The 15,865-nt window shown below is 42.1% G+C and carries 16 protein-coding genes; 12 read left to right on the top strand and 4 right to left on the bottom strand.

Going from position 1 to position 15,865, the window contains the following annotated elements; all coding sequences use genetic code 11:
• The first annotated feature begins 15 nt into the window (after window positions 1–15).
• Entirely contained in the window at window positions 16–1,005 is a 990-nt protein-coding gene (locus AAFN85_RS21945) for an MlaD family protein (RefSeq protein ID WP_347529800.1), read from the top strand.
• Between the two features lie 317 nt (window positions 1,006–1,322).
• On the opposite strand, the gene AAFN85_RS21940 is transcribed toward AAFN85_RS21945, so the two are convergent.
• Window positions 1,323–2,501 (bottom strand): acyltransferase, encoded by a 1,179-nt coding sequence (locus tag AAFN85_RS21940; protein WP_347529799.1) that lies wholly within the window; start codon window positions 2,499–2,501, stop codon window positions 1,323–1,325.
• 256 nt (window positions 2,502–2,757) lie between these two features.
• On the opposite strand from AAFN85_RS21940, the gene AAFN85_RS21935 reads away from it, so the two are divergent.
• Window positions 2,758–3,228: a hypothetical protein gene (locus AAFN85_RS21935; protein ID WP_347529798.1), complete on the top strand. Its 471-nt coding sequence runs from the start codon at window positions 2,758–2,760 to the stop codon at window positions 3,226–3,228.
• Window positions 3,209–3,706 (top strand): hypothetical protein, encoded by a 498-nt coding sequence (locus AAFN85_RS21930; RefSeq protein WP_347529797.1) that lies wholly within the window; start codon window positions 3,209–3,211, stop codon window positions 3,704–3,706. Before AAFN85_RS21935 ends, AAFN85_RS21930 begins: the two co-directional genes overlap by 20 nt.
• 486 nt (window positions 3,707–4,192) lie before the next feature.
• Here the strand turns inward: AAFN85_RS21930 and AAFN85_RS21925 are convergent, their stop codons facing one another.
• Complete coding sequence (locus AAFN85_RS21925) at window positions 4,193–6,082, bottom strand: SPFH domain-containing protein (protein ID WP_347529796.1); 1,890 nt, start codon at window positions 6,080–6,082, stop codon at window positions 4,193–4,195.
• 292 nt (window positions 6,083–6,374) lie between these two features.
• Here AAFN85_RS21925 and AAFN85_RS21920 point away from each other — a divergent pair, with 292 nt between their 5' ends.
• From AAFN85_RS21920 to AAFN85_RS21905, 4 genes are all read left to right on the top strand, one after another.
• The gene (locus tag AAFN85_RS21920; protein WP_347529795.1) at window positions 6,375–6,527 is read left to right on the top strand and encodes a hypothetical protein; all 153 of its coding nucleotides are present in this window, start codon (window positions 6,375–6,377) and stop codon (window positions 6,525–6,527) included.
• A gap of 220 nt (window positions 6,528–6,747) precedes the next feature.
• Window positions 6,748–7,149, top strand: coding sequence for a hypothetical protein (locus AAFN85_RS21915; protein ID WP_347529794.1), 402 nt, complete (start codon window positions 6,748–6,750; stop codon window positions 7,147–7,149).
• An 85-nt stretch (window positions 7,150–7,234) separates the two neighbouring features.
• Window positions 7,235–7,741, top strand: a complete 507-nt coding sequence (locus AAFN85_RS21910) for a MarR family transcriptional regulator (protein ID WP_347529793.1) — start codon at window positions 7,235–7,237, stop codon at window positions 7,739–7,741.
• Between the two features lie 170 nt (window positions 7,742–7,911).
• Complete coding sequence (locus AAFN85_RS21905) at window positions 7,912–8,184, top strand: hypothetical protein (RefSeq protein ID WP_347529792.1); 273 nt, start codon at window positions 7,912–7,914, stop codon at window positions 8,182–8,184.
• Window positions 8,185–8,250: 66 nt separating this feature from the next.
• Here the strand turns inward: AAFN85_RS21905 and AAFN85_RS21900 are convergent, their stop codons facing one another.
• Entirely contained in the window at window positions 8,251–8,616 is a 366-nt protein-coding gene (locus AAFN85_RS21900) for a response regulator (protein ID WP_347529791.1), read from the bottom strand.
• Between the two features lie 1,056 nt (window positions 8,617–9,672).
• Window positions 9,673–10,029 carry a response regulator gene (locus tag AAFN85_RS21895; RefSeq protein WP_347529790.1) on the bottom strand — a complete coding sequence of 119 codons (357 nt, stop codon included), beginning with the start codon at window positions 10,027–10,029 and terminating at the stop codon, window positions 9,673–9,675.
• Between the two features lie 353 nt (window positions 10,030–10,382).
• Between AAFN85_RS21895 and AAFN85_RS21890 the strand changes: the two genes are divergently transcribed.
• From AAFN85_RS21890 to AAFN85_RS21870, 5 genes are all read left to right on the top strand, one after another.
• A complete protein-coding gene (locus AAFN85_RS21890; RefSeq protein ID WP_347529789.1) occupies window positions 10,383–11,744 on the top strand; it encodes a gluconate:H+ symporter in 1,362 nt (453 codons plus the stop codon).
• 15 nt (window positions 11,745–11,759) lie between these two features.
• Window positions 11,760–12,572 (top strand): alpha/beta hydrolase, encoded by an 813-nt coding sequence (locus AAFN85_RS21885; RefSeq protein ID WP_347529788.1) that lies wholly within the window; start codon window positions 11,760–11,762, stop codon window positions 12,570–12,572.
• A 73-nt stretch (window positions 12,573–12,645) separates the two neighbouring features.
• The gene (locus tag AAFN85_RS21880) at window positions 12,646–12,990 is read left to right on the top strand and encodes a glycine zipper domain-containing protein (RefSeq protein ID WP_347529787.1); all 345 of its coding nucleotides are present in this window, start codon (window positions 12,646–12,648) and stop codon (window positions 12,988–12,990) included.
• A gap of 182 nt (window positions 12,991–13,172) precedes the next feature.
• Complete coding sequence (locus AAFN85_RS21875; protein ID WP_347529786.1) at window positions 13,173–14,387, top strand: hypothetical protein; 1,215 nt, start codon at window positions 13,173–13,175, stop codon at window positions 14,385–14,387.
• A gap of 75 nt (window positions 14,388–14,462) precedes the next feature.
• Window positions 14,463–15,710 carry a multidrug effflux MFS transporter gene (locus tag AAFN85_RS21870; RefSeq protein ID WP_347529785.1) on the top strand — a complete coding sequence of 416 codons (1,248 nt, stop codon included), beginning with the start codon at window positions 14,463–14,465 and terminating at the stop codon, window positions 15,708–15,710.
• The last annotated feature ends 155 nt before the right edge of the window (window positions 15,711–15,865 follow it).

Genomic DNA, 15,865 nt, shown 5'->3' with positions numbered 1-15,865 from the left:
ATCACCATCATTCACATGGATAAGGCAGATAACAGAAAATCGATCATAGTAGGCATATTCCTGGCACTGGGCCTCGTATTGTTCATATTAGGCATATTCACCCTTGGCGGCCAGCAAAAAGCCTTTGTTAAAAACATAAAACTGAGTGCGATATTTACCGATGTTGCCGGCTTGAAAAAAGGTAACGCCGTTTGGTTTTCGGGCGTAAAAGTGGGTACCATCAGCAATATCAAATTCATCGGCCCATCAGAAGTACAGGTATTTTTAAATGTTGATGAAGCTACCCAGCAATACATCCGCAGCAATGCCATGGTAAAAATTGGCTCGGACGGATTGATCGGCAACAAGATCATTGTGATAGAAGGCGGCAGTCCGCAGGCCCCGGTAATTGAAGACGGCGCTACCTTAAAATCAGAAAAAATGCTTTCTACCGATGATATGCTGAAAACTCTGCAGGACAATAACCAGAACCTGCTTGCCATCACCACCGATTTTAAAGCGCTAAGCCATAACATACTGCAAGGCAAAGGTACCGTAGGTGCTTTGTTAGCTGATAGCACAATGGCTATACAGCTGCGTGCAGCTATGCGCAACCTGCAAGCTACAACCCAAAGCGCCTCGTTAATGGCGGTACAATTGGATCAGTTTAGCCGTAAAATGAACACTAAGGGCGGCCTTGCCGATAAAATGCTTACTGATACCGCAACCTTCGGCCAGATCAAGCAAGCGGCTGCACAATTACAGCAAACTGCTACCAACGCGGCAACGCTTACTGCAAACCTTACCAAGGCCAGCAATAAGCTCAATACTACCGATAATGCTTTAGGCGTGTTATTGAACGATCAAAAAGCCGCGGTACAAACCCAATCGGCCATTAATAACTTACAAGCAGCATCAATCAAACTAAACGACGATCTGGAAGCTGCACAACATAACTTTTTGCTGCGCGGATTTTTTAAGAAAAGGGATAAAGCTAAGGCAGATAGTTTGAAGGCTAAACAGTAACAATATTTTCAAAGCGACGAGTTGACTCACCCCGACTTCGCTTCGCTTGTCACCCCTCTCTGCTGCGCAAAGAGGGGATTTTTTTATATTTTTTCTTACCCTCTTTGCGGCGTAGCCAGAGAGAGGGTCGACCAGCGAAGCGCAGTCGGGGTGAGTAAATTCTACGGCATGCTAAACAAAAAACGCGTTCCGTATCTCAACTCCGGAACGCGGTCACGATAACATCTTAAAGCTATCGATCAACTAAATCGGGTTCAATCTCAACCCTTTATTTTAAATATCCTCACAACCATCTTAAACGGCGTTAATTTATCTGTTCAGATGATTTTATTTACTCCCGGCACTTTGGTAAGTAAATACGCAAGCAGAAAACTAAATGCTACAGCCAGCGGCGCTACTATCAATAATTTATAAGCAGGGTCCATAGGCCAGCCGATAGCCAGAACCGATAACGAGATCACCAGCAATGGATGGAAAATATACACCGCAAAAGCCGCCCTCGAACCCGCTTTCATCAATGTCGACTGGCGTGCCCACTTATGCTTGGCGATAATTATTAATGCTACCATAATAAAAATGCCGGTAAACTGCTCCCAACAGGCATACATTAATGATTGCCAATGGCCCTGGCCGTTAAAAGTCTCAACCTGGCTATGCGTAACCTCTTTCACAACAAATAATACCGGGAATATCACCACTACCATTATTACAGAAAGCCATGCAAAAAGCTTACCGGTTTTATATTCAAAGTCATTAAGCCAGTTGTTGCGGGATGTTGCAATACCTATCCAAAACATAGCTATGTATTGCGGAAAATGGCCTAATTGAAAACCGACTGGCTTTAGCACCCATCCTATCGGAAAAACAATTCTTACCAAATAGGTTACTGCTGATAAACCGGCTGCAAATAAAATGATCTTTAATGCTGTTGGTGATTTTTGAAGAGGAACAGTTTCTTTTGGGCCAGATAAGTTAATCAACACAAAAATCAAACTAAACAGCAACAAAGCAGCCACAAACCACAGCACCCCAAAATCGATCCATCCATCAAAACCGCTTAGGTATTGTAAGTAGGTAATATTGTGCTTATCCGTAAAGCGATAAACAATGTAACTCAATACCGGCGACAAAACGAACGAATAAAATATCAGCGGGATACCAAGCCGCTTTAACCTATCGGCAGTAAAACGTACCGCACCCTTTTTCTGCAGAGACGAAGCTGTAAAATAGGCTGAAATAAAAAAGAATAAGCCCATAAAAAACGACTGGTTGGTGGCAACAAATATGGTCATGGGGATAAGTGCTGCCGTATGTGTGGTTTTATCGGTAAAATACCAGCCACCCGGCGCGCCATAGGTAATAAATGTATGGTGCAATATCACCAGCACAGTAAGCGCTACTTTTAAATTATCAATATAAAACAGTTTTGCCGGAGATGGGGCATTAGTTATAATAGTAGAAAAAGCAGAAGTAGCAGAAGTAGCCGATGTTTGCATACACATTTTACACTTAAATACACCTATATGACACGGTTATTATTGCCTTGTTACAGCTATTTTATAAAACATGTATCTAAATAATTCAGGTTACGTACAACACTGTATTTTAACTAATTACAAAAACAACATACAACCAAACAGAGTACAAATTCTTTTTGCAAAAGTTGTATATTTAATATCTTTGATAGATTGTTTACTTTACACTAATTAATTGACCCCCAATTTGAATACGCAGTGGCAAACTTCGGACTCAATGAGCCAAAGCAAGTTATTAGCTGTCAGCACGTTGTACAACAACTATGCGGCTAAGCTTTTTGGCTATATTTTCGAAGTGGTAAAAAATCAGTCTGTTGCAGAACAGTATCTCGTAGCTGTTTTTAATGATGTGCCCAACGAGATAGATGATTTTTTGAAAACCGGCGTTAATGCCTTATGTCGCCTGCAAATGATGGCCCGCAAAAAGCTATCGCAGTTTTTTGAAACATTAGATAATGAAACCGACAGGCAAGCCTGGCAAAACATTCAACCATCGGTAAACAATAAATATGTTGCCATGATGGATCCTTTGCAACGCCAGGTATTTTACGCTGTCCATTATCAATGTAAAACTACGGTACAAGTAGCTACCGAACTGAGCAGGAGTAACGAGGAGATCAGAAGGATATTAAAAGAATGTTTTACCATTATCCGCAACGGGAGGGACAATGAAAGATTACATAGATAGTGGCGCACTGGAGGTGTTTGTGATGGGCTGCGCTACTGACGAAGAGGTGCAGGAACTCATGTACATGAAAGCCAAGTACCCCGAAGTAAACGAAGCGCTAAAACAACTGGAGATAGACATGGAAAAAATGGCGCAAAACGCGGCCATCATGCCTCCGCCTGGAACCTGGAACAAAATTGAAGATGAGATCAACGACCTCATTTTGCGTGAAGAACGACAAAACAAACCGGTACAGTTTCGCACTTCAGATAATGGCTACAACGGACAGCCAAAAGCGCCGGCCGCCGATCAATACATTGAAGTTGAAGGAGCATCAAGCCACATGCGCCTGCACAAAGCATGGCGTTATGTATTTGCTGCCATATTTGTATTAGGCAAGATATTTTTAGGCTTCGCGATATATTTTTATTTAGAAAACCGCCAGGCACAGGAACAGCTTAAAGAATTGAAGACTGAGGTGAAGGAATTGCGGAGATAGAGATTAGAAGTTATGTCTCTTTTAGATATTTATCAGGGCATCTTTTGGGATGCCTTTTTTATTTCGAATGACTTCCGCATAAGCTTATAAACACCAAAGGCACCCTCGCGGGTGCCTTTGTCATTGATCGGTTTAGGTTAAAAGCCTCGTCAATTATTTCAGTGTAGTTGGAAAACCAACCTCTGATAGTAGAAAATAAGGTTTAGGTATAAAGAACTCATTTTCTTTAGGCCGGAGATAGAACTGCTCTCCGGCCTCTTATCACTTAGATAAGGTTTAGGCATAAAGAACGTATTATCGTTGATCGGCTATTCCAGACTAATCTCTGGTCAACCAACCTCTAATCTCTCTCACAAAAGGTTTAGGATTTTGAAATTTCATGTACTCTTCCTTCAAAAATCTCTTATCACAAACCTTTACCATGATGCATAATTTGCAGGGATTTCATAACCTGCCTGCAAATTTTTATGCATCACTATTTTTCAATTATTCGCCTTTGGGGGCTGATTTGCTTTTGCCTTCATTTTCTATCTGAAGTTTTTTGAGCATTTCGGTACCTATCAATGCGTCGATCATGCCACCGCTTCCGCCATCTTTACCGCTCACCAATATTTCAGGCACTAACCTGATACCGGCGGCAGCTAAAGCTTCGGCCACACGTACTATGGCGTATTGCTCGGTACCCATGGCTTCGGTTTTTTGTTTGGTAACCTCAGCTTCTGATAAACCTATCGCTTTGATCTTAGCACCTTCGGCAATACCATTCACCTCGGTAGCGTTGGCATCGGCTTTGGCGTTCACTGTTTTGGCTTCGGCATCTGCTTTAGCTATCGTGATCCTTACCTCGGCATCGGCTTTGGCGTTGATGGTTTTAGCTTCGGCCTCACCTTTTGATGCAGCAACCCTTGAGGCAGCCATCTGGGTATTGATCTCAACCTGGCGGGTTGATTTTACTACCTCAGGCTGCATATCGGCACCGGCACGGGCACTTTCAAATTCCTTACGTTCAACCTGTGCATGGCGCTGAATTTCGTAAGTAACCTTTTCTTCTTCGGCCAGCTTACGGTCGGTTAAGGTTTTCATCAATGCGGCTGGTGGCACAATGTCGCCTATCAGGGTATCCACGCCAATTACGTTATAGGTGGTTAACACCGCACCAATGTGCTCACGGGCATCTGTTTGCCTTTGGATACGATTGGCTAAAAAGCCGATCACATCACTTTTTTGAGCCGAGTTACGGAAATAGTTGGCAATAGTAGGCTCCAACACTTGCGATACCAGGTTTTTCATTTTACCAAAACGGGCAATTACCTTTGGCGCTTCGTTACGTGGCACGTGAATGATCTGCGATACATCCAAATTGAATGTAAAACCATCGCTTGATCTCACTGTAATTGTACACAGGTTTTTATCCAGTTCGTGCGCTTCGGTACGGCTATCGGCCCAGTTCAGTACGATATTGGTTGTTGGCACAATTTCAACCGCATGGGTGTATATGTTAACCGGGTGCTTACCAGGGTCTAACGGTTCTTCCCAAACACCTTTTTGGTTCCGCTTAACTATATTACCGTGTTTAAAGTTATCGCCGCTGGTATCCAAACCTTCGGGGCCAACAAAGGAGTTAACCACACCTACATAACCAATAGGGATGTAAGTCATATCAACCTGCTCAACAATTACAAACCATGGGTTTAAGTAATAAGTACCGGCCAGTATTACATCCTCCTGCAAACCCTTGCGGCCGCCGGCGTTAATGAACGCGATAGGATCCTGGTAGTTTTTATGCCCGGCTACAGATTCGCCGGCTATCTCACCTTTTTCAAGCGGCTCACCATCCAGCGTGGTAACAATACCCACCTTATTTTCATGGATCTGGGTAATAGGCACCATCTCTATCTCGAACAAAAAAGTATTGATACGATAACTACCCGGCGTTAAAAACGCTGCCTGCGGGCCTTTTTGACCTTTATTATCCAAAAACGCTATAGCATCCTGAAACTTATCGCACTCAACCGGTTTACCCAGTACACGGCCGGTATCAAACGATGCCCCATCTTTAGCCTTGATCAGCCCAAGCTTACCTTGTTCAATAATGGTAAAAGGCTCCATATTAATGGTAAACTGCCATGGCCACATGCGCCAGTACAGGCCCGGGGCAAGTGCTTTGGCCTGCATACCGGCCTCGCCATTGGTGGCAATGATCCTGCCATCGGGTAGCCGGGTGTTGCCCGATAGGGTGAATTTTTTGATCACCAAACCGATACGGTTATCAGGCACGATCACCATACCGCAAAACACGCGCAAAACAAATTTGTACATCAGCACTAACACTATGACGGGTATAACCCACCACAGACTAACAATTAGATTGTCCATTTTTTTTAAAGATTGTTTTTGATTTTTTTATTAACGGAACCCTTAAGGTGCGGGCCCTCACAATACTTATAGCTTACCTGGAAGAGTACCTTGGCTATATAGTGTCATTAAGACACTTGCGCTATTGCTTTGTTACTAAAAAAGTTAAAAATATTTTAAACGGAAGGTCAAATCCATGTAATTAATTGATACACAGAAAGTAAATTTTAAGTAACTTTTATAGAAAACATTTTAATTGACGTAGAAGTTAGATAGATAGTACATTGTTTAATGCCCACTTAACATTACCGTTATGAGTATCGCGAAAAACACTCCGAAAGAGGGACAGGGAATTAACCATCCATCTGGCCCGAAAGCTAAAGAGCTTAAAACCGAAGGCCCGTTGAGCGAAAAGGATGAAGTGAAAAAGGCAGAGGAAAGGACGAATAAGATGCCTAAAAAATAAATAGACACGAATGCTTTTCTGGCTGTCTAAATTTAATCGAATTACACGAATTTTTGACGCTATAATTAGTTCGTTATTTAAAGAAGATGCCAACCCAAGCTCTACAACAAGATTTATGTAATTCGCTTAGATTTATCTCTACCTCCCCAAGTCATTCGTCTATTAATTTTTTTTATTTCCGGGGGTAATTATATAGCTTTAGGCATCAATTATCCTTACTATGATAAAACAAGGTTTTCTATTGCTTGCCGCTGTAGCATTGTTCCTTACATCTTGCGGACCAACAGTTTCGGTTACCACATTAACCGGTAAATGGAAATATGTGAAGCTGGAACATCCGCATGCCACCCCACCAGATACTATGAAACAGGCAGAACTGGATGCCAACGTACCTTATATACAGTTTACCCCCGAAATGAAATATGTTATTGTATGGGGAGGTAAATTTTTATCGCACGGTTCATTCACTTTAAACCATGCCAATCTCAATGTTACCGAAAAGCTGCCTGATGATAAAACACGCAATTTTGTGTTTACAGTTTCTGAGCTCACCGAAAGCAAAATTGTTTTTGAAAGCACCGGGCCTGATGGCGCACGGGTAACGGCTTTAAGAGCGCAGTAACATTTTGCAACGAAGGCTTAATCAGTCAGGAATTATTTTATTTTCATTTTTTTTTGAAAGTTTAAAAACATAACTATATTTGTGCATGGAATTGGCAGAGGCAAGGTTAAAGTTTATTGAAGCATGGGGCAAGCTGGGATCTGAATGGGGCATTAACCGCACCATGGCCCAGGTACATGCCTTGCTCATGATCTCGCCCGAAGCCCTGACCACCGAAGAGGTAATGAACGAACTCAGCATTTCGCGCGGTAACGCCAATATGACCCTGCGCGATCTGATTGACTGGGGCCTGGTTGAAAAGCAACACAAAACCGGCGAACGTAAAGAATATTTTTACGCCGAAAAAGATGTATGGATCATAGCCCGCCGCGTTGCCGAAGAACGCAAAAAGCGCGAGCTTACCCCTATCATTAAAATACTTGATCAGTTAAGTGAGGTAAAAGGCGATGAAAAGGATCCGGCTTTCAAAACATTTAAAACATCGGTAACAGATATTAACAAACTTGCCGGCAACGTAAATAAAACTTTAGATATGATGCTTAAGGCAGAAGAGAACTGGTTTTTTGGTTCGATATTAAAAGTGTTCAAATAATTTTTTTGATTTAAAATTTCATTTTTTACTGAAAATTCTAAATAGTTAATAATAAATAAAACCTCAACATCATTAATTACTTTATTTTAACCTATGTTGTTTACCTGCTGGCAAGTATAGCCTTAACCGTTTGGGTTGCCAAAGTGCTGTTTAAAAACGGGAGGATATTTTTGGTAGATATTTTTCACGGCAACCAGGAACTGGCCGATTCTGTAAATAAGCTACTGGTAGTAGGCTTTTACCTGGTAAATATAGGCTACATGAGCCTGGCCTTAAAAGAGTACGGAAATATAGCCAATATGCAAACTGTAGTTGAGGTATTGAGCTATAAAGTGGGGTGGATAATTTTAATATTAGGCGGTATGCATTTCCTAAACCTTATCATATTCTTTAAGCTGCGTAACCGCGCTAAAAGAGACCGCGCATTTAATATAAATGTTTAGTTTTTGATTTTTTTGTTTTGATTTGACAAGGCGGGGTAGCGAGTATCCTGCCTTGTTTTTTTATGATCAGGCGGCGTTGTTCAGTTGCCTGCTTATGCTGCCCAGCAAATCATCAATATCAAAAGGCTTGGCTATAAAATCGTTAGGAGCACCCTCCTGGCCAAGTTTGCCGGGATTATGACTGGCCGAAACTAAAATAACAGGTATAGCTTTAGTGTCGTTTCCTTCCTTCAGTTTGCGGCAAAGCTCACGCCCATCCAGATTACCCAACATAATATCCAATAAAATTAAATCTGGGGTATAATTTTTAACGTGGTCAAAGAGTTTGGCACCATCTGCCAATACATCTACTTCGTAACCCGACTCCTCCAAAATATATCGTATGATATCTAAAATATCCTTGTCATCATCCACCGCTAATATCCGTCTCATATGTATAAAATTAAAGTATCTGCAAAACAGGTTTGGTTATAAATAGGATAATGATTTTCCAATAACAACTATTAGTTTTACACAATTTTCATACCAATTATACCAAGGTTAAACGCCTTAAATAACACGAGGGTAATTATATTGAAAACGCCCTGATTTGGGTGTAACAAAGGAGCGCTCAACGCCACCTGTTTACTACATTGTATGGAAATAAGGTCGGGGATTCCAAAATATCAGAATAATAACCGGCAAAAGCAACGCTATGCTAATTATCATACCAGGCAAAGATTACAGAGTGGTTAATCTTTATTTATAAATACGTGAGCAGATTTTTTACATTTAGCGCAAAAATATTTTCTAACTGGTAAAAAAAACAAGATGTTTTTTACAAACCAGTTTCTTTTCATCTGGAAATGATAAGGGCTTCCACACTTCGGACAATAATATACCTTTCTTGGCTTTACTTCGTTTTCTATCACAGGATTTTATTACAAATGGAAAGCCAAAGTACAATATCTATACCATTAGAAAAGAAGAAAAAAAATAAAAGTGCGTATAAGTACGCGATATTATATTATTAAGAAAATTTTTTAATTTAACGTAATATATACCTTTTACGTTGGCACTTGTAACACATGTAACGTTTTAGCGGCAGGAAAAAGAGGAGATTTTTTACAAAAAAAGATCTTGGAACCCGATTGTCAAGTTCGGATTTACATTTGGGGCATACCGGGAGTTGCCTTTGTTCAGTTTTAGGATTTTCGTTTATCAACAGTACCATAATACAACCAGGGGTTATTGTATTTAACTTATTATTGCTCAACTAATAACACAAAGTTAAAACATTTAGGAATATTTTAACCATACAGCTTAATTATTGATAACAATGCTATTTAAGGCCTTATTTTCCAGCTTATTTATAAGTTAAACGGTTTTTAGACGCGTTTTTTATTTTTTTTGCAATCGGCAGCTCAAGCCATGGTAAAATAAAGCTTAAACCGGCTTATCAACGTAGATAATAAGAAACAAATAAATGAAGAGAAAGGTGACGGAAGACTAAAGAAGATTATTCACTTTATCAACCAGTTCGGACAGATCAAACGGCTTATTAATAATAGCGTCGCAACCATAGCTTATCAATTCGCTATCATTACTTACATAGGCCGAAAAGATGATGACCGGCGTGTTATTAAATTTAGGGTGAACTTTAATTGACTTGCAAATTTCGCCGCCGTTGGTTCCAGCTACGCGATAATCGAGAATCACAAGGTGCGGCTCAAAGCTTTCTATCAGGGGCAAGACTTCTGCGCTGATTGAAGTGCTTTTAACCTCAAATTGCTCGTAAGTGAGCGTTTCATGTACAATATCCAGTATATCCTGGTTGTCATCCAATACTAAAACACGCTTTAACATAAATGCTTCTTTAAAAAGGCCGAAAAGGTATAAAAGTATTGCGCTTGCTTAAAACAGTAAACTGTAATAAAAGTGTTAGGGCTTAAATATTCCTCGGATATAAGTGTACGCAAAAATAACATTTTTTTCAATATCAGTAACCACGTAACTAATATAATTAATCCATCAAGAAATAATTACCTTAATAAGATATTCGATTAGCGATAAATAACCAATAGTTAATAAAACAATCGTACTAAAACAAAATCCTGATTTTTTAAAGCATTGAGCAAGCCACATCTTAAACTCAATTTTTGTTATTACATTAGGCGGAACTGAAACAGGCACAAGGCCTTACCTATAACTGTAACCTGATGGCATTATTAACTATCTTTTTTTGTATCGTTCTGCTCGTTTTATTGGTTAGCTGGTTAAAAGTTAACCCATTTATAGCTTTCTTGCTGGTATCCATTGTGGCTGGTTTATTGTTAGGTATCCCGGTTAATAAAGTAACCGCCTCCGTTCAAAAAGGCATGGGCGATATTTTAGGCCAGCTGCTCATTATTATTTGCCTTGGGGCTATGTTAGGCAAACTGGTAGCCACCAGCGGTGCCGCCCAAAAAATTGCGGAAGTACTGGTTAATGCGGTGAGCAAAAAACAGATCAATACGGCTGAAAAACCAGGAGAAACTGCTGGTGAACAGCGCATCCAACTGGCATTGGTTGCAGCCGGTTTTATAATAGGCATTCCCTTGTTTTACGGCATCGGCTTTGTATTGATGGTGCCGCTTATATTTTCGGTAGTTTATAAGTACAAATTGCCCGCGGTTTATATCGGTTTACCTATGTTGGCTTCCTTATCGGTTACGCATGGTTTTTTGCCCCCTCACCCATCGCCATCTGCCTTAGTGGCTTTATTTCATGGCAATATGGCAACCACATTTATTTACGGATTGATGATTGCGATACCTGCAGTTATTCTGGCGGGGCCGGTTTTCGCACACTTTCTTAAAAAAATCCCATCCGAACCGCTGGCAACCTTCCGTGCCGAAGAGCTGCCCGAAGATAAACTGCCCGGCGCGGCCAACAGCTTTTTAACCGCTTTGTTGCCGGTTATTCTGCTAATGCTTACCGCAGCCTTCCCTTTCCTTCACGTTACAGATCCTAATGCCGCAAAGATCATTACCTTTCTTGGCGATCCATCAATAGTAATGTTAATAGCTTTAATGGTAGCCACTTATACCTTAGGTATTAAACAAGGTAAAACCATGGGCCAGCTTGCCGGTAATTTTACCGAAGCGGTTAAAGATGTTGCCCTTATCCTGCTTATTATAGCCGGCTCAGGTGCGTTTAAAGAAGTGCTGACCGCCAGCGGCGTAAGCACCCAAATTGCAGATCAGTTACAGGCCCTTAATTTACCGCCTCTGTTACTGGGTTGGGTTATTGCCGCCATCATCCGTATCAGCCTTGGTTCCGCAACGGTTGCGGGGTTAACGGCTGCAGGTATTGTAGCCCCCCTGGTTATTCAAAACCATGTTAACCCGAACCTGATGGTGCTATCGATAGGTGCTGGCAGCCTCGCGTTTTCACACGTTAATGATTCGGGCTTTTGGTTGTATAAAGAGTATTTTAACTTGAGTATAAAAGATACCATCAAATCATGGTCGATGATGGAAACACTTGTCTCAGTTATCGGGCTTATCGGGGTAACCATATTGAATTTGTTTGTTAAATAGTAAATCATCCAAAACATGAAAAAAATATTGGCTGGCGTAGTTTTATTGTTTTTTATGCTGATAACAGGCGGTAGGGCCTTTGCCCAGCAGGCACCATCGCCGGGTAATTTTTATACAGCCCCGGATAGTGTTAAAATTTATTATGAGGTTAAAGGCGAGGGCTTCCCGGTTATCCTTGTACACGGCTTTTCGGGCACGGGCGAAGGCTGGAAAAAAGGACAGCTTTACAATGATCTGCTCAGCGCAGGATACAAAGTGGTGATATTGGATCAGCGCGGCAATGGCCGATCGGACAAACCACATACCGATGCCGGTTACGCCAACGATGCCGAAGCAAAAGATATTATGGGCCTGGCCACAACACTTGGCCTTAAAAAGTATGACGTTGTTGGCTACTCGCGCGGATCCATAATTACCTCGCGGGTTTTTGTGTTGGACAAGCGTGTACAAAAAGCGGTAATGGGCGGCATGGCTGACGCTTACACCAATCCCGAATGGCCGCGCCGTATTCATGCATATAAAGCATTAATGGGCGATACCAGCTTTCATGATGTTGATGGCATGGTTAAATACATCCGCAGCAACCCTTTTGATGAGCTGGCTTTGGCTTATCAGCAAAAATGGCAACCATCAACCAGTGCAAAAGAATTAGCTAAGGTAAAGATACCCGTGTTGATCATTAACGGCACCGAAGACCATGACGGAGGAGATGAAGTATCTTTAAACAAGATGATTCCCAACTCCAAACTGGCCCATGTTCCAGGCGATCATAACGCGGCCAGCCGCACGCCCGAATTTGCCAAAGAGGTAATGGATTTTTTAAAATGACGTTTCATTAATTAAAAACGGCCTGCTATTTGTATAGGTGTTTTCAGTTAACACTTATTAAACACATACCGTTATGAAAAAGTTAATGATATATATGAGCCTGATGATGGGTTTGATGATCTCGATCAATACCAATGCAAGCGCTCAAACTAAAAAAGGAATTAGTAAGCAAGGCAAAGGCGCCATTATAGGTGGTGCCGGTGGCGCGGTTATAGGTGGCTTGGCCACACATAGCGCAGGCGGTGCGCTAATTGGCGGCGCGCTTGGTGCAGGTGGTGGTTACATTATAGGTAATGAAGCCCGTCGCCGTGAAGAGAAAAGAAAACGTGCGGCACGTATAGCCTGGCGTAGGGCACATCCTCACCATCATTACACCACTACTAAAACTACTGTAACCAAAACAACCACCTATCATTAAATAGGTTGATTGCAAAAATTTAAAAGCCTGCAAGCCTTACGTTTGCAGGCTTTTTATTGCGCCCATTGTAAAAAACAGGTTATAAAAACCGCCCAATTGAAGCGTTTTCACTATTTTAAGCGTAATTGTTAAAAATAGTTAACGTGTAAAACAGGCAGCTAATATTTCCCGTTTAATAAACAATGGTTAAAGCTCTATCGGTTTTTCTTTTATGTTTTATACCGATAGCGATGCAGGCTCAAAGCATTGCCGATACTACCGCGGGCTTTAAAAAAGATACCGTGCCGCAAAGAGATGTGATCGATATTTTTCGCTCACTTTTTAATATCAAGCCCCGGCAAACACCTGCGCAAAAAAAGACAGTCTATTTTTCCTTCTTCCCCACTACATCAAGCGATGGGCGTAGCGGCGGTAAAGCGCTCTTCACTTCAACCACCGCTGGCTTTTACCTCGGCGACCAGGAAACAACTAATATCTCCAGTTTAGTTTTTACTCCTTATTTCAATTTTAGGGGAAGATATGGTTTGCCCATCCGCTCAAACATCTGGCTGGCCAATAACGAATGGAATATCCAGGGCGATACCCGCCTGATGGTTTACCCGCAATACACCTGGGGGCTTGGCGGTAATCAAGGCCCGATGGATAGGTTCCTGGTAAACTACAATTACCTACGTTTTTACCAAAGCTTTTTGAAGCAGGTAAAACCCTACTTCTACGTCGGTTTGGGCTACAACCTGGATTATTATATGGACATAGAGAGTAACGGCGATCAAAACCTCCGCAAGTTTACGGGCTATCAGTATGGTACCGCTGCTGATCAGGATGCTTTTTCGTCGGGCGTTACCTTTAACCTGCTTTACGATTCGCGTAAAAACTCCATTAATCCCTTGCCGGGTGCTTATGCCAACGTTGTTTACCGGGTAAACAGCAAAGTATTCGGCAGCCATACCAACTGGCAGTCCCTTTATATCGATACCCGCAAATACATACAGCTAAGCCACGGTGGACAGAAAAATGTGCTGGCCTTATGGGCGTTTTACTGGACAACCCTCGGCCCACGTACCCCCTACCTCAACCTGCCAAGTTTAGGTTGGGAGCCTTACCAACGCTCGGGCAGGGGCTTTCCGCAAAGCCGTTATCGCGGCGACAGGCTGGTTTATTTCGAAACTGAATATCGACGGGATATTACCCGTAATGGTTTATTAGGTTTTGTATTATTTGCCAACGTTAATGCCGTAACCGAACCTCAGGATCATAGCTTTATGTACTGGCACCCAGCTGGTGGTACCGGGTTAAGGTTTAAGTTCAACAAAAAATCGGGAACCAATATCAGTCTCGATTACGGAGTAAGCCGCAACTTCTCGTCAATTAGTCTTAATTTAGGCGAGGCTTTTTAGGGTTAGTCTGTTGGAGATGATCAACAGATCCTAAATACCACTATCCAGCAACAATACCACCGTGGACCATCAACTATGGCCATAGATTCAAAACAAAACATGACCAAACAAAAATATTTCGTCCTGATCCTGATATTAGGATCACTTACCGCACTTGGGCCTTTTTCTATCGATATGTACCTGCCTGCTTTCGAGGCCATCGGTAAATACCTGCATGTTTCTACCGATGAGGTAACGCTATCCCTATCCAGCTATTTTATTGGTATTGGTGCAGGGCAGTTACTTTACGGCCCGCTGTTGGATAGGTTTGGCCGTAAACCACCGCTTTACTGGGGACTTGGGCTTTACATCGTAGCATCAATGGGATGCTTCTTTGCCACCTCGCTCGAAACATTAATTGTACTACGTTTTTTCCAGGCCGTGGGCAGTTGCGCAGCCAGCGTTGCCGCCATGACCATGGTACGCGACCTGTTCCCGGTTGAAGACATAGCCAAAGTTTTTTCGATGTTGATCCTGGTGCTTGGGGCATCCCCTATGCTGGCCCCTACCATCGGCAGTTATATCAGTACTCATTTCGAATGGCAAATCATCTTCCTAATACTGACTATAATCGCCGTATTGATACTATTAGCGGTGATATTCCTCCTGCCCGAAAGTTATCAACCCGATCCCACATATTCGTTAAAACCCGGCCCTATCATTGGCAACTTTTTAACAGTATTGAAAGACGCGCAATTTGTAACTTACGCCTTTGGCGGGGCCTTCGCCTTTGCAGGTTTATTTGCCTATGTATCAGCATCGCCTATTGTTTTTATTGATGGCTTTCATCTTACAAAAAATGAGTTTGGATGGCTGTTTGCAGGGTTATCAGTTGGCTTTATCGGTTCGAGCCAGTTGAATAGTTTATTGATCAAAAAATATAAAAGTGAAAAGATGATTAATGTTTCGGTTGTTTGTATGGTGATCATATCAACCGTGTTTTTCATCGGTTCCATTAACCATTGGTTTGGCATGGCCGCTACCATCGCTTTGATATTTGGGGTGCTATGTTGTGTGGGCATTTGCGCGCCTAATACTTCGGCACTATCGTTGGCTCCGTTTACGCAAAACGCCGGGGCGGCTTCGGCACTAATGGGTGCCGCACAAATGGCTGTAGGTGCAGGAGCTTCTATCGGGATCTCGGCTATTAAAATTCATAGCTCGTTGCCTATGTCGGTGGTGATGATCTCATCATCGGTGATAGCCCTGTTGATCGTATTTATTGGTAAGCGGTTTATAAAGCATAAGGTTGAAGCGAGCGGGGATGTGGTTGTGGGTCATTAGCAGAGACTACTCACCCCGACATCGCTGCGCTCGTCACCCCTCCTATGTTTGTTGTCAATTGATAAATTAGCAATCAAATAAAGTGAAAAGGGATGAGAGCAGATGGTCACCCCAACAACCATAAGGTATGTTCATAGAGAGATACTGCCTCATTT

This window comes from Mucilaginibacter sp. CAU 1740, from assembly GCF_039839285.1.
Taxonomy (GTDB): Bacteria; Bacteroidota; Bacteroidia; order Sphingobacteriales; family Sphingobacteriaceae; genus Mucilaginibacter.
Note: the sequence above shows the minus strand (reverse complement) of the source record. Positions and strands in the feature narration are given on the sequence as shown.

Coding starts and splice junctions, on each gene's coding strand:
- AAFN85_RS21915 (WP_347529794.1), top strand. CDS start 6,748: ATGATAAAACAAGGTTTTCTATTGCTTGCCGCTGTAGCATTGTTCCTT.
- AAFN85_RS21930 (WP_347529797.1), top strand. CDS start 3,209: ATGAAAGATTACATAGATAGTGGCGCACTGGAGGTGTTTGTGATGGGC.
- AAFN85_RS21920 (WP_347529795.1), top strand. CDS start 6,375: ATGAGTATCGCGAAAAACACTCCGAAAGAGGGACAGGGAATTAACCAT.
- AAFN85_RS21945 (WP_347529800.1), top strand. CDS start 16: ATGGATAAGGCAGATAACAGAAAATCGATCATAGTAGGCATATTCCTG.
- AAFN85_RS21875 (WP_347529786.1), top strand. CDS start 13,173: ATGGTTAAAGCTCTATCGGTTTTTCTTTTATGTTTTATACCGATAGCG.
- AAFN85_RS21935 (WP_347529798.1), top strand. CDS start 2,758: ATGAGCCAAAGCAAGTTATTAGCTGTCAGCACGTTGTACAACAACTAT.
- AAFN85_RS21895 (WP_347529790.1), bottom strand. CDS start 10,029: ATGTTAAAGCGTGTTTTAGTATTGGATGACAACCAGGATATACTGGAT.
- AAFN85_RS21900 (WP_347529791.1), bottom strand. CDS start 8,616: ATGAGACGGATATTAGCGGTGGATGATGACAAGGATATTTTAGATATC.
- AAFN85_RS21940 (WP_347529799.1), bottom strand. CDS start 2,501: ATGCAAACATCGGCTACTTCTGCTACTTCTGCTTTTTCTACTATTATA.
- AAFN85_RS21925 (WP_347529796.1), bottom strand. CDS start 6,082: ATGGACAATCTAATTGTTAGTCTGTGGTGGGTTATACCCGTCATAGTG.
- AAFN85_RS21870 (WP_347529785.1), top strand. CDS start 14,463: ATGGCCATAGATTCAAAACAAAACATGACCAAACAAAAATATTTCGTC.
- AAFN85_RS21885 (WP_347529788.1), top strand. CDS start 11,760: ATGAAAAAAATATTGGCTGGCGTAGTTTTATTGTTTTTTATGCTGATA.
- AAFN85_RS21890 (WP_347529789.1), top strand. CDS start 10,383: ATGGCATTATTAACTATCTTTTTTTGTATCGTTCTGCTCGTTTTATTG.
- AAFN85_RS21880 (WP_347529787.1), top strand. CDS start 12,646: ATGAAAAAGTTAATGATATATATGAGCCTGATGATGGGTTTGATGATC.
- AAFN85_RS21910 (WP_347529793.1), top strand. CDS start 7,235: ATGGAATTGGCAGAGGCAAGGTTAAAGTTTATTGAAGCATGGGGCAAG.